The following is a 13761-nucleotide window of genomic DNA, read 5'->3' on the forward strand; positions in this document are numbered from 1 at the left end:
CACCGTCCGCGCCCGCGCAGAGGGAGGCGGCGATGAACCCCGTACCGCTGACGAACGGCGCTCCGGACGACCGAACCGCGCCGGGAGAGCCGGGAGAGCCGGGAGGGCCCGAAGGGCCGGGAGAACCGGAAGGGTCGGGAGAGCCATCAGGGCCGGACGAGGCCTGGGGCGAGCTCGTCACGGCGGCGCTGCTCGGCAGCGAGCGACGCACACCGCCGGGCGGGAGTCCGGCTGCACTGCTCGACGCGGCCGCGGTGGCGACGGTCCGGCACCGTGCGGGGCTGCTCCCCGCGCCGGCCCGCGCCCGCCCCGAGCCGGCTCCCGAGGACTCGCGGCCGGCGCTGCCGGCCGCGGCCGCCGACCGTCTGACGATGCTGCTCGCCGGCCGTCCGGGGCCGGCCGGGCCCGGAGGCGGACGGCGGGGCTCCTCGCCCGATCTGACGGAACTGCTTCCGCAGTGGCTGTCCGCCGCCAACGAGCACGGGTACCGCGCCCCTGACGCCCAGCTGCCCGCCTTGCTGGACGCCGCCCGGGCCCGCACCGATCTCCGGGCGGAGACGCTGGCGTTCGCCGGCCCGCGGGCGCTGTGGCTGGCACGCCTCAATCCGGAGTGGAAGTTCGCGCTGCGCAACAGCGTGCCGCAGCACCGCGCCTCCCCCGGCGCCACGGCGCAGTCCGCGTCGGCCCGTGGGAGGCCGGACAAGGACGCGGCCCGGCAGCTGTGGGAGGAGGGGCTGTTCGCGGAACGGGTCGCTGTGCTGGCCTCGCTCCGCCGCAGCGATCCCGAGGCGGGGCTCGCCCTGCTCGCCGCCACCTGGCGGACCGAGCGCGCCGAGGACCGGCTGATGTTCCTCGATTCGCTCCGCGAAGGGCTCTGCCCCTCCGACGAGTCCTTTCTCGAGCAGGCCCTCAGCGACCGCTCCCGCACGGTGCGCGCCACCGCGGCCGAACTGCTCGGCACCCTGCCCGGTTCCGCGCTCGCGGCCCGCATGGCGGTGCGGGCCCGTACGTACGTCACGCAGGACCCTCTCGCCACGGAACCGCGGATAGCCGTCGAGGCTCCGCACGAGTGCGACGCGGACATGCAGCGTGACGGCGTTGTGCCCAAGCCCCCTTCGGGCCGGGGCGAACGGTCCTGGTGGCTGGGGCAGTTGGTGGAGGCGGCACCGCTGTCCGCGTGGACCGCGCAGTTCGGCGGGCGCGGCGCGCGGGAGATCGTCGCTCTGCCGGTGGCCGACGAGTGGAAGCAGGATCTGCACGCGGCCTGGTGCCGCGCCGCGGTGCGCCAGCGCGACGCCGAGTGGTCCCGGGCGCTGATCGGGTCGCCGACGTCTTCGCCCGCCGAGGGTGCGGGAGACCCGGCGAAGCTCCTCGCGGTGCTTCCCGCCACGGAGCGCGCCGTGTGGGCGGCGGGATTCATCGAGGCGCACGGGCTGTCGGAGGCGTTCCGCGTACTCGGGGTGTGTGCCGTGCCGTGGGCAGAGCCACTGGGACGGGCGGTGGTGGACGCCCTGGAGATCGCGCGGGACGCCGGCAGCTATCCCTGGAGTTTCAGCGGCGTCCTGGGGCTCGCCGAACGCTGCCTCTCGCCCGCGGACGCGAGACGACTGGAGCCCCTGGCCGCGGTGCCGGACGAGCCGGAAGGCGGATCACCGGGCGCGGGCGCCTATTGGGCGGAGGCCTTCCAGCGGCTCGTTGCCACGCTGCGTCTGCGCGCGAGCATGCACGCCGAGCTGGCGGGAGTCGGCGAAAAGGAGACCGACGACGCGGAACAGGGCGAGGGGAAGCGTCACGAACTGGAGCACGGGTGATTTCTCTTGGTGATCGCCCCTCGCGGAGACCGACGGGCGGCGGTGACCGGACGGGAAGGCCGGCGGCCGGTGGTCAGCAGCTGGGCGGCCACAGGCCGGCGGCCGACCGCCGGCCCCGACCCCCGCGGCACGCGGCTCGCGGGGCACGGCTCGCGGCTCGCGGGGCACGGGTCACGGCACGCGGCTCAACGGTCAAGCGGTCAAGCGGTCAAGCGGTCAAGCGGTCAAGCGGTCAAGCGGCGAGGCTTCCGACGTTCGCGCGGATCCATTCGACGACCTCGTTGGTCGTCGCTCCGGGGGTGAAGATCTCCGCGACACCGCTCTCCTTCAACGGAGGGATGTCGTCCTCGGGGATGATGCCGCCGCCGAAGACCTTGATGTCCTCCGCGTCCCGCTCACGCAGCAGCTCCAGCACCTTCGCGAAGAGGGTGTTGTGTGCCCCGGACAGGATCGACAGACCGATCGCCTCCGCGTCCTCCTGGATCGCGGTGTCCACGATCTGTTCCGGCGTCTGGTGCAGCCCGGTGTAGATGACCTCCATGCCCGCGTCGCGCAGCGCCCGGGCGATGACCTTCGCTCCGCGGTCATGGCCGTCGAGCCCCGGCTTGGCGACCACCACGCGGATCGGACCCGGCACACTCATCACTGCCTCCATCTCGACGGTCCCCCTGCGCCCGACGGCGTGGGAGGTGCCACCACCTCGGGGGTTGGTTCAACGACGGCGCTTCGTCGTTCGCGGAGGCGTCCGCGACTCCCCGAGTGAACGAACGTTATCCCCAGCATGCCGCGCCCCGGCACTTCCGGCCGGCAAGCGAGGGGGAAATCACACGACGGCCGGCAACGCCGGCGCCCACCCCTCACTTCCGCACCGTGCACAGGGAAGCCCTGGCGCCCTCCTGCCCTGACGCCCCGACGCAGGAGCACCCAATCCCCGAGCACCGAGCACCGAGCACCCGGACATCCTCGCGCCCGCCGGCCCGCACATCCCCTGCCACACGAGCCGTGCGCCGGCGGCCGGGACACGAGCCGTGCGCCGGCGGCCGGGACACACCTGCACCGGTATGCCCCTTCCTCACCACCTCCCGGGCACTTCTCCACCATGTCTCCCCACTCCATGCGGCGGCCTTCACGAACACCGGTCACCGGCCTCGGCACGCGCACCGACGCAGCGGCAAACCTGACCCCCTCCGCCCGCTCGGCAGTCGCGGCTCGCCGCCCCCACCGGCCGGGTGACACCGGCCCGAACTAGGCGGCTGTGCAGGGCTGTTCACGGAGACCACCGCCGCGCGCAGGAGGCTTCGGACTCCCCGGAGCGGGGCGCACGCGAGGTCCTTCCGCTCCAACGCCACCCACCTGCGGGCCTGTTGCGTCCCACCGCCTCCGCCTGTGCGGAGATACCGTCGTTTTCCCTTGCTTCGCACCGGAGTTGGGAGGCTGAAGCGTGCAGCCGGAGCCTCGGCCCGGGAGGTGTTCCGGCATCCCGCCGGCGGCCAAGTTGGTCGAACATTCATCGAACGCAAGGCCAAATACCCGTGCGTAGAACGCCGAAAGGCCACCGAATGCCCGTTTCTCCGGGCTGCAAAACCTGTTGAAGATTGTCGTCCTCACGTACCGCCGGGTACAGTCACCGCACTGCTCCGCCCCTGCTGTCGAGGCGAAAGAGAAGTTGGTGGTGAACGACAGTCACCCGTCGGGAAACTCGTTCCCGGCAGACACCTCTCACGGCTTCTCGTACGCGGCCTCCGGCGCCGGACAGTACGAGCAGGCTGCTTTCGGCTCCTACGCGCAGCAGGGCCACGGCCAGCCGTCCTCGTACGAGGACTACCCCTCCGGCAGCTTCGGCAACCACGGGTTCTCCTCCGACGACGACCCTCTCTACGGTTCAATGGCCGGCCCCGGCACGGGCAATGACGGCGCATGGATGCCGGGCACCTACGACGCGTACTCCGGCCACGGCGCGTACGACACCGGGAGCTACGACACCGGCACGTACAACACGGGGAGCTACGACACCGGGGGCTACGACCCGAACGAGGCCTGGACGAACGCGGGGTTCCAGCACACCGCCGAGGTCCACGCCCAACCCGGCACCGGCCAGGCCGACTTCGACTCCGGCTGGAGCAGCGGCCAGTGGGACGCCTCGCAGTGGGAAGGCCAGTGGGAGCCCGGCGGCGAGTGGAGTTCCGCCGACAACAACAGCGGCTGGGACGCCTACGGTTACGACCAGACGCCCGCCGGGAGCCCCGAGGGTGCAGCCACCGGCTCCTTCGAGGCGTACGACTCCTTCGACGCCCAGGAGTCCTACGAGGCGTACGAGCCGGGTGCCACCGGGAGCTACGGCACCCAGGACCAGCAGCAACCCTCGTACGAGGACGCGGCGTTCACGCACGGCGCCGAGGCCGACGCCACCACGGCGTTCCCCGCCTTCGACGGCGCCTACCAGAATTACGACGCCTACGACGGATACGACGCCTACGGCACGGATTCCGCCTACGACACGGACGCCCTCGCCCACGTCGGTGAGCCCGGCGGGCAGCACGACGACCTGCACGGCCACGCCGCGGAGAGCCGGGAGGACGCCGCAGCTCCGCACGTCCGCCCGGAGCAGGACCTGAGGGTCGCGAACCTGCCGGGCCGCCGGCGCTCCCCCAGGCCCAGACGATCCGCACTCCTCACCGTCGCCGTCCCGTCCGTCGCGGTGATGGGTGTGGCCGGTGCCGCCGCGGCTTCCGTGGCGGGCAACGCCCAGCAGGACGACACGACGACACAGGCCTCCGCCGACGTTCCCGTCAAACCGGTCAACAAGAAGCTCGACACCCAGCTCGCCGGACTCTCGGCCGACGCCGACGACTTCGCCGACCGGGCCAGCCGTGCCCAGGAGCGCAGGGACCTCCAGGCCCGCCAGGAAGCGGAGCGCAAGCGGAAGGCGAGGGAGGCCGCCCGCAAGGAGGCGCTGCGTCCGAAGTTCGCGCTTCCCGTCAAGGAACACGGCCTGAGCGCCACCTACGGGCAGGCCGGGCTCAACTGGATGTCCGTGCACACCGGGATCGACTTCCCGGTCAGCGAGGGCACCCCTGTGATGGCGGCGACCGACGGCACGGTCACCACCAAGTACGACGTGTCCTTCGGCAACATGGCCGTGGTGACGGCTCCCGACGGCACCGAGACCTGGTACTGCCACCTCAGCAGCACCAAGATCCGCAGCGGCCAGGTCAAGGCCGGGGACACCATCGGCTACTCGGGCACATCGGGCAACTCCACAGGCCCGCACCTGCACTTCGAGGTCCACCCGGGCGGCGGCGACGCGATCGACCCGCTCCCCTGGCTGCGTGGCAAGGGCTTGAACCCCCAGTAGGGCCGAGCCGCGGTGGGACTGAAGCTCCGGTGGGCCCGGCGCGGGTCTCCCGGCCCCTGACGCCTGCCGCCGGCAGCCCCCGTGCGGCTCCCGGCCTCTCCTGTCGCACCCGGCGCGAGCCATCGCGCCCGCGCGGCACGGCTGCTGGACGGGCGCGCCCGTCCATGTGCGCGCCCCCGCCCCCGCCCCCGCCCCCGCGGGCCGCCTTGCCGCCTTGCCGCCTTGCCGCCTTGCCGCCTTGCCGCCTTGCCGCCTTGCCGCCTTGCCGCCTACAGCTTCTGCACCGGCGCGTAACGCAGCAGCAGCCGCTTCGGTTTCTCGCCGCCGAAGTCGACCGTCGCTTCCGCTTTGTCGCCGCTGCCCTTCACCGCGACGACCCTGCCGAGTCCGAATGTGTCGTGCGTGACCCTGTCGCCGACCGACAGCGCGACAACGGGACGGTCGGAGGTACGCCGCGTCGCGAACCCGCTGGGCCCGCCGCGCCGCTCCGTACCGGCGATGCCCGCACGGGCGGCCGGGGACGCCCCCGCGCCCAGCCCCGAGCCGATGCCGCCACCGCCGCTCGCACCGCCCCCGGCCGCGGCTCCCGTGCGCTTCCAGTCCACGTAGTGGTCCGGGATCTCCTCCAGGAAGCGCGACGGCGGGTTGTACGAGGGCTGTCCCCACACGCTTCGCAGTACCGACCGCGTCAGATAGAGCCGCTTGCGCGCACGCGTGATGCCCACGTACGCCAGCCGCCGCTCCTCCTCGAGCTCCTTCGTCTGACCGAGGGCCCGCATGTGCGGGAAGACTCCGTCCTCCATGCCCGTGAGGAAGACCACGGGGAACTCCAGTCCCTTGGCCGTGTGCAGCGTCATCAGCGTGATGACGCCGCTCTCCTCCCCCGCTTCCTCGTCGGGGATCTGGTCGGAGTCCGCGACGAGGGCGACCTGCTCCAGGAAGTCGGCGAGCGTGCCCGGCTCCTCCTCGCCGCGCTCCTGCTCGAACTCCAGGGCCACGGCGGCCAGTTCCTGAAGGTTCTCGATGCGCGTCTCGTCCTGCGGGTCGGTGGAGGACTGGAGCTCGGCGAGATAGCCGGTCTGCTCCAGCACCGCCTCCAGCACGGTCGCGGGCCCCGCCCCGGACTCCACGACGGTGCGCAGCTCCTCCATCAGTACGTTGAAGCGGCGCACGGCATTGGCCGAGCGGGCGGCCATCCCGTACGCCTCGTCGACCCGGGCGAGCGCCTGCGGGAAAGTGATCTTCTCCCGGAGGGCCAGCGCTTCGATCATGGCCTCGGCGCGGTCGCCGATGCCGCGCTTGGGCACGTTGAGGATGCGGCGCAGCGGCACCGTGTCCTCCGGGTTGGCCAGCACCCGCAGGTAGGCGAGCACGTCGCGCACCTCGCGGCGCTCGTAGAAGCGGACGCCCCCGACGACCTTGTACGGCAGCCCGACGCGGATGAAGACCTCTTCGAAGACACGCGACTGTGCGTTCGTGCGGTAGAAGACCGCCACGTCGCCGGCCCTGGCCTCTCCCGCGTCGGTGAGCCGGTCGATCTCGTCGGCGACGAACTGGGCCTCGTCGTGTTCGGTGTCGGAGACGTAGCCGGTGATACGGGCACCGGCGCCGGACTCCGTCCACAGGTTCTTCGGACGGCGGTTCTCGTTCCGTTCGATGACGGCGTTGGCGGCGCTGAGGATCGTCTGCGTGGAACGGTAGTTCTGCTCCAGGAGGATCGTCGTGGCGTCCGGATAGTCCTCCTCGAACTGGAGGATGTTGCGGATCGTGGCGCCACGGAAGGCGTAGATGGACTGGTCGGCGTCCCCCACCACGCACAGCTCGGCCATCGGCGGCGCCGGCCTGTCCTCCTCGCCGCCCTCGGCCCCGCTCTCGCCCTCGTCCCGGGCGGCCCGCGGTTGCTGCTCGGCGGCCTCGCCGGTGCCGACGAGCTCCCGCACCAGCATGTACTGGGCGTGGTTGGTGTCCTGGTACTCGTCGACGAGGACGTGACGGAAGCGGCGCCGGTAGTGCTCGGCGACGTCGGGAAACGCCTGGAGCAGGTGGACGGTCGTCATGATGATGTCGTCGAAGTCCAGCGCGTTGGCCTCGCGCAGCCGCGCCTGGTACATCGTGTACGCCTCGGCGAGGGTCTTCTCGTAGTGGTCCGAGGCCTGCGCGGCGAAGTCCTCGTCGTCGATCAGCTCGTTCTTGAGGTTGGAGATCTTCGCGCTGAACGCCTTCGGCGGATACCGCTTCGGGTCCAGGTCGAGGTCCCGGCACACCAGCGCCATCAGCCGCTTGGAGTCGGCCGCGTCGTAGATGGAGAAGGACGACGTGAAGCCGAGCTTCTTGCTCTCGCGGCGCAGGATGCGCACGCAGGCGCTGTGGAAGGTGGACACCCACATCGACTGGGCGCGGGGGCCGATCAGTTCCTCGACGCGCTCCCTCATCTCGCCGGCGGCCTTGTTGGTGAAGGTGATGGCGAGGATCTGCCCGGGGTGAACATGCCGTGCGGACAGGAGATGGGCGATGCGGTGCGTGAGCACACGCGTCTTGCCCGAGCCGGCGCCCGCGACGATCAGCAACGGCGACCCGGAGTGCACGACAGCCGCACGCTGCGCCTCGTTCATCTCCGTCAGCAGCGCCTCGGGGTCGACGACGGTCCTCGGCGAACCGCCCCTGTGGTACGAGGACGGGCCTCCGGCGCCATCTCCGCGAGGGCCGCCCGGATCTGACCCGGAGCCGTCTCCCGCACCGTCCGAGAGGCCGTCGGTCCCGGCCTGTCCGCCCTGCCCGGGTGAGGCACCGTCCTGCGCGCGCACGGGTGCGAGGTCTGCCAGAAAGCTGTCGTCGAAGAGGCTGCTCATCGTCGTAGAAGTCTAGATTGCCGCGCCGACACCGCACCGCCGCCTCCCGCGCGGGATAACGAACAGATATCGGACGTATCACCTGACGGCCTTCACATACGCCCCACATCTCGCTACGGTGCCGTGCCAGGCGGTCCGCACCAATCGCCGGCGAAAGCGTCGGCACGGGCCGCCTCCGCCGAATCCGACGGACATCCGAGGGGCATCCACGAGCACTGCCCACGGAGCCGGGGACCCACCGCGCATGCGCGCTCAGGCGTGCGCACCCGGGGTGAATCGGGAAGTCGCACCGCGCAAGCGCCGCGCACGACCCGTAGGGCAGCCTTCCGAGAGCCCGAACCCGTCAGCTAACCCGGTAGGCGGTTCACGGAAGGAGTTGCCGGTCTTGGCGTCCCATCGCAAACCGCGCAGCCGGATACTGAAGTCCGCCCCGACGAAGCGAGGAGTCCTCGGCGTCACCACCGCCGCACTCGCCTCCGTCTCCCTTCTCTCCCAGAGCGCGCAGGCCGCGCCGGACGACGGCAAGCCGTCGGTCTCGGAGGTCAAGAAGAAGGTCGACGAGCTGTACCAGAAGGCCGAGGTCTCGACCCAGAGGTACAACGCGGCCAAGGAGAAGACTGAGGCCCAGCGCAAGAAGGCGGACAGATCCCTCGACGAGGCGGCCGAGAGCACGGCGAAGCTCAACGACGCCCGCCGCACACTCGGCAACTACGCGACGGCCCAGTACCGTTCGGGCGGCATGTCGCAGACCGCGACCCTCCTGCTCACCGAGGACCCGCAGCAGTTCTTCCAGCAGACACACGTACTGGACCGGATGAGCGGCCGTCAGAAGGAGGCCGTCGCCGACTTCGAGAAGCAGCAGCAGGCGGCGAAGGACAAGCGGGAGGCGGCCACCGAGGAACTGGGCTCGCTCACCGCGTCCCAGAAGGCTCTGAAGAAGAACAAGCAGGAAGTGCAGGACAAGCTCTCCGAGGCGCGGAAGCTGCTGTCGAAGCTGACGGCCGAGGAGAAGGCACGCCTGGCGAAGATCGAGAGGCAGAAGCAGGAGGCCGCGCGCAGGGCCGCCGAGCGTGCCGAGGAGGCCCGCCGCGAGGCGGAGCAGGGCGGCGGCTCACAGTCGGACGGCTCGCAGGCCACGCAGGCCGGGAAGGTTCTCGCCTACGCCAAGGCGCAGTTGGGCAAGCCGTACGTGTGGGGCGCGACGGGCCCCAGCTCCTTCGACTGCTCCGGCCTCACCCAGGGAGCCTGGAAGGCGGCCGGGATCTCCCTGCCCCGCACGACGTGGGACCAGGTCAAGGTCGGCACGAAGGTCGCCAAGTCGGAGATGAAGGCGGGCGATCTGATCTTCTTCTACGACGACATCAGCCACGTCGGCATCTACGTCGGCGACGGGCAGATGATCCACGCGCCGAAGCCGGGCACGAACGTGCGGTACGAGTCGACCGGCAACATGCCCTTCCACTCGGCGGTGCGCCCCGGCTGACGGCGGGCCACCCCGCCCGGGCGACCGGGTCGCGCTGCCGCGGCCCGGTCGGCCCCCCGGTGTGACCGGGGCAGGGCGGGTAGGTGCGGCGGCTCAACCCTCCGCCGATGACGGCGATCCCAGGCCCTTCACCGCGTCCGTCACGTCCACAGGACGGCGATGAAGATGTTCGCCACCGTCAGCGCGCCGACCGTGCCGAAGAGGGACGAGGGGACCTTCTCCTCGTCCCTCTTCACATAGACCAGGCCGAGGATCACCACGAGCAGGGCGAGCTTGACGCCGATCTTGACATTGTTCACGGGGTCGCCGCCCGCCTGGTTGAGACCCACCAGGACCATCCCGGTCAGCAGCATCGTGAACGCGCCGTGCAGCATGCCGGGCACGAAGCGGGCCTCGTCCGCACGCATCGCCTTCATCTGGAAGAAGAAGCCGCCCAGCAGGGCCGCGATGCCGATGATGTGGAGGCCGACGAAGACATGTATGAGTACGTCCATGGCCAGGGAGCCTAGCGACGGGGCCGCCGGCAGACGGGCGCGGGGCCTTCCCGCCTGCGGGAGCCCGGTGCCGCCTCACCAGCGCACGGGCAGCTCCTTCACCCCGCGCATCAGCATCCCCGTCAGCCACGGCAGAGAGGACTCCTCCGCGTCCGGCTCGATGTCCGGGCAGCGCTCCAGCAGGGTACGGATCGCGATGCGGCCCTCCAGGCGGGCCAGCGGAGCCCCCAGGCAGTAGTGCAGGCCGTGGCCGAAGGCGATGTGGCCGCGGGCGTCGCGGAGGATGTCGAAGCGGTCCGGGTCCTCGAAGCGGTCCGGGTCGCGGTCCGCGTCGGCCATGGCGATCACGACCGTCGAGCCCGCGGGAATGGTCACTCCGCCCATCTCGACGTCTTCCAGGGCGAGTCGCTGCGTGCACGTCTCGACGGGGCCGTCGTAGCGGAGCATCTCCTCGACGGCGCCCTCCAGCAGCCCGAAGTCCGCACGGAGCCGGGCGAGTTGGTCCGGGTGCGCGAAGAGGGCACGCATGCCGTTGCCGATGAGATTGACGGTGGTCTCGTGGCCTGCGACGAGCAACAGCACGCACATGCCGATGAGTTCGTCGCCGGTCAGCCGATCGCCGCCGTCGTCGACCTCCTGGATCATTGCGCTGAGCAGGTCGTCGACGGGGTTCTCGCGCTTCGCCTCGATCAGCCCGGTGAGATAGGCGGGCATCTCCCGGTACGCGCGGGCCTCCTCCTCCGCGCTGGTGGGCCCGACTATCGCGTTGGACCAGCCACGGAAGGTCTGACGGTCGAGTTCGGGTACGCCGAGCAGTTCGCAGATGACCGTCATCGGCAGCGGGAAGGCAAAGGAGGCGATCAGGTCCGCACGCCGCTCCTCCTTCCCCAGCATCGCGTCGAGCAGCTCGTCGGTGATCTGCTGGACGCGGGGTCCGAGCGCGGCGATCCGGCGCGGCGTGAACGACCCCGCCACCAGGCGCCGCAGCCGGGTGTGGTCCGGCGGGTCCGTCGTCAGCATGTGGCCGATCGCCGGCAGGCCGGGGTTGAGGATCTGCCCTATGCCCCCGTGGTTCTGCCAGTCCCGGCTGAGCCGGGGGTCGGTGAAGGCCGTGCGGCACATTTCGTGTCCGACCACGAGCCACAGTTCTCTCCCGTCGGGCACGCGTACGTGGTGCACGGGTGCCTCCGCGCGGAGTGCCGCGTAGACGGGGTAGGGATTGCGTACGAAGTCCGGGCTGAGCCGGGTCAGTTCGACGATGCCGTCGGCCGCCAATGTGTCCCCCTGTCGACGAGTCGAAAGGCACGCTAACCGCCACAACCGCCCACCGAGAGCGGGAATTTCGGACAGTTATCCACAGGTTGCTTCGTGCGAGCCGAGCGAGGACGCCGGCCGTCCACCCTCCGGCTCGCCGGCTCACACAGCCGGGTGACGAAGCGCGCCCTGCCGACGGAAGCCCCCCGTCCGTAGGGCACAATGCGCCTTTCACGAACGGTGTTTGAGAGGCGGGGTTGCGCAGTGGCCGTGGACACGGCACGAGACGGCACGGGCGGCGGCAGCGGCGCACGCGAAGAGGCCGTCCCGCTTCAGAAGACCGCTCCCGCACAGACGCCTTCGGGGGCTCACTCCACCTCCTGCACCTGCGGCGACTGCCCGCACGGCGTCCGCGAGGGTCACCGGCACGCACGCGAGGACTTCCGCCGTCGCCGCGACGAACTCGCCGCCGGGAAGGGCCTTCCCGCCGCTCTCGCGCACTCCCCCGGAGCCTCCCGCCAGTGGGTCTCCGACGAGTTGACCCGGGCCGCCCGAAGGGTCGCCGAGCGCGCCCGCGACGAAGGCGCGGTGCGGCTGCAGTCGATGTGGCGGCACACCGTCATCGGCACGTGGGCGGCCGTCGGCGTGCTGCTGCTCGGGCAGTTGCTCTCCGCTCTCGCCGTGGGCTGGACGGCCGACCGCACCGCGTCCCTCGTCGCCGCGGTGATCGCCGCCGGGGTCGTCTCGCTCGCCGCTTACCTGCACAGGGAGCGCGGCGGGGCGCTGGCCCCGCTCATCGGCGAGGACAACAGGCTCTCCACCTCCCGCGCCGTGGCGGCGGCATGGGTGCTCCTCGCCGTGTACGACATCCTCGTCCTCGCTCTCGAACTTGCGGGCCGCTCCGGCCGGGCGGAGCGGAGCGTCCTCATCGAGGGGCTCGAACTCTCCCGGGGAGCGGGGCTGTTGACCGTTCTCGCCCTGAGCTGCGCCGTCGCGGTCTTCGTGCGCAGGACCGTTTCGGTTCGCGTGCAGCACCAGCGGCTCCAGAAGGTGCGCGCCGACCGGCCCCGAGCCGCCGACCTCCTCACCGACGACGCCGGCCGGGGGTCCTTCTGCGACGTGCAGTACGTCCTGATCAGCGGCGTCGCCGTGGTGTTCGCCGCCGTCCGCCTCGCGCGGCAGCCCGACCAACTGCCCGACCTGCCCTGGAGTCTGGCTCTGCTGGTCGTGGTCTCGGCGGCGACGTACCTCACGGGCAAGTACGCCGAGGGCGGCCGTCCTGTGGTGCTGTCCGTCGTGCGGGCCCGCGAGGTCGGCGACCTGCACGCGCCCATCCGCACGGGCGACGACATCGAGATCCGCGGCGCGGGCTTCGTGCCGCCGGGCGCCGGGGAGCCGGACCGGCTGTCGCGGATGGTGGTCCGTGTCGGTGCGGTGCACGTGCCGGTCCCGCTGATCCCCTCCGGCAACGGTTTCTCCAACCCGGCGGACGCGACGCTCACCGTGCCGGTGCCCGTCGAGGTCGAGCCGGGCCGGGTCGAGATCCAGGTCGTCACCGCCGCGGGCGTGGAGACCAACCGCTACCCCATCGACGTCGCCGACTGACCGGAGCGGGGCGGCACCGGGAGGGTGCGGCGCCCGCGAGGGGCATCCGGAAGCGCGGAACCGGCGACGACCGGTGACGCGACCGGGGCGGGAACGGCTATGGCCGGCGGGTCTTCGGCGCGCCGCCGCATCCGGTTGGCCCGTTCTGCCGCGAATGCAACCCCCATCCGCCAAGTGCCCGGCGACGGATGCTCACTGAGATCGTCCAGAGAGGGTGTAACGCGGGCCACAGCCGCGTACCGTAGCGACCCGACTTCAGCCCGAGCCGAACACCCATGCGGCACAGGCGGCGACTACGGAAGGTGGACTGTCATGTCTCTGGCTGATCAAACCAGGACTGATGCGCCTGTCAGCGGCTCCCCTGGCAGCCTGCGGGCAAGAGCGTCCAAGTACGCGCTGCTCCCGCTCCGCCTCTTCCTCGGAGCCACCTTCATCTACGCGGGACTGGACAAGCTCGTCCTCAACAAGGAGTTCCTCTCCGGCAAGGGCGGCGACTCGCTGGTCCAGGTCCTGGACTCCGTGGAGAACGTCGCGGCGATCCCCGCCCTGGTCAACCTCGCGCAGAACGACCCCAAGGCCTTCGGCATCGCCATCGCCGCGGGTGAAATCGCCGTCGGGCTGGGCGCGTTGGTGGGCCTGCTGACGCGCCTGGCCGCCTTCGGCGGCATGCTCATATCGCTCAGCCTGTGGCTGACGGTCAGCTGGGGAAGCGACCCGTACTACTACGGCAACGACCTGCCGTACATGATGGCCTGGGTACCGCTGATCTTCGCGGGGGCTTCCGTGTGGTCGCTCGACATGGCCTTCTCCCGCCGGCGGCGACGCAAGGGCAGGCACATCTTCGGCTGACGCACGGGCACCCGGACGGTGTGGACGAGGCGGGGGCGGGGCTCCCGGGGCGCAGCCCCGG

Annotated in this window: 9 protein-coding genes and 1 riboswitch; of the genes, 5 read left to right on the forward strand and 4 right to left on the reverse strand. The window is 71.2% G+C overall.

Annotated elements, in window-relative coordinates; all coding sequences use genetic code 11:
• Positions 1-32: 32 nt before the first annotated feature.
• On the forward strand, positions 33-1811 hold the full coding sequence (locus H180DRAFT_RS11050) for a DUF5691 domain-containing protein (protein ID WP_254665973.1): 1779 nt from the start codon (positions 33-35) through the stop codon (positions 1809-1811).
• A 232-nt stretch (positions 1812-2043) separates the two neighbouring features.
• Here the strand turns inward: H180DRAFT_RS11050 and H180DRAFT_RS11055 are convergent, their stop codons facing one another.
• A complete protein-coding gene (locus tag H180DRAFT_RS11055) occupies positions 2044-2454 on the reverse strand; it encodes a coenzyme B12-dependent isobutyryl CoA mutase small subunit (RefSeq protein ID WP_055485842.1) in 411 nt (136 codons plus the stop codon).
• A gap of 1029 nt (positions 2455-3483) precedes the next feature.
• On the opposite strand from H180DRAFT_RS11055, the gene H180DRAFT_RS11060 reads away from it, so the two are divergent.
• The gene (locus tag H180DRAFT_RS11060) at positions 3484-5166 is read left to right on the forward strand and encodes a M23 family metallopeptidase (protein ID WP_254665974.1); all 1683 of its coding nucleotides are present in this window, start codon (positions 3484-3486) and stop codon (positions 5164-5166) included.
• 269 nt (positions 5167-5435) lie between these two features.
• On the opposite strand, the gene pcrA is transcribed toward H180DRAFT_RS11060, so the two are convergent.
• Complete coding sequence (gene pcrA, locus H180DRAFT_RS11065; protein WP_055485844.1) at positions 5436-8015, reverse strand: DNA helicase PcrA; 2580 nt, start codon at positions 8013-8015, stop codon at positions 5436-5438.
• 166 nt (positions 8016-8181) lie between these two features.
• Positions 8182-8393, forward strand: a riboswitch (cyclic di-AMP (ydaO/yuaA leader).
• A 7-nt stretch (positions 8394-8400) separates the two neighbouring features.
• Here pcrA and H180DRAFT_RS11070 point away from each other — a divergent pair.
• The gene (locus H180DRAFT_RS11070) at positions 8401-9498 is read left to right on the forward strand and encodes a C40 family peptidase (RefSeq protein WP_055485845.1); all 1098 of its coding nucleotides are present in this window, start codon (positions 8401-8403) and stop codon (positions 9496-9498) included.
• A 140-nt stretch (positions 9499-9638) separates the two neighbouring features.
• On the opposite strand, the gene H180DRAFT_RS11075 is transcribed toward H180DRAFT_RS11070, so the two are convergent.
• Together H180DRAFT_RS11075 and H180DRAFT_RS11080 are read right to left on the reverse strand one after the other, a co-directional pair.
• Positions 9639-9992: a hypothetical protein gene (locus tag H180DRAFT_RS11075; protein WP_055485846.1), complete on the reverse strand. Its 354-nt coding sequence runs from the start codon at positions 9990-9992 to the stop codon at positions 9639-9641.
• A gap of 75 nt (positions 9993-10067) precedes the next feature.
• Positions 10068-11267 (reverse strand): cytochrome P450 family protein, encoded by a 1200-nt coding sequence (locus H180DRAFT_RS11080; RefSeq protein ID WP_055485847.1) that lies wholly within the window; start codon positions 11265-11267, stop codon positions 10068-10070.
• 243 nt (positions 11268-11510) lie between these two features.
• Here H180DRAFT_RS11080 and H180DRAFT_RS11085 point away from each other — a divergent pair, with 243 nt between their 5' ends.
• Together H180DRAFT_RS11085 and H180DRAFT_RS11090 are read left to right on the forward strand one after the other, a co-directional pair.
• Positions 11511-12851 carry a hypothetical protein gene (locus H180DRAFT_RS11085; protein WP_074466734.1) on the forward strand — a complete coding sequence of 447 codons (1341 nt, stop codon included), beginning with the start codon at positions 11511-11513 and terminating at the stop codon, positions 12849-12851.
• A gap of 312 nt (positions 12852-13163) precedes the next feature.
• Positions 13164-13700 carry a DoxX family protein gene (locus H180DRAFT_RS11090; protein WP_055485848.1) on the forward strand — a complete coding sequence of 179 codons (537 nt, stop codon included), beginning with the start codon at positions 13164-13166 and terminating at the stop codon, positions 13698-13700.
• The last annotated feature ends 61 nt before the right edge of the window (positions 13701-13761 follow it).

Source organism: Streptomyces sp. WMMB 322 (assembly GCF_900090145.1).
Classification (GTDB): Bacteria; Actinomycetota; Actinomycetes; order Streptomycetales; family Streptomycetaceae; genus Streptomyces.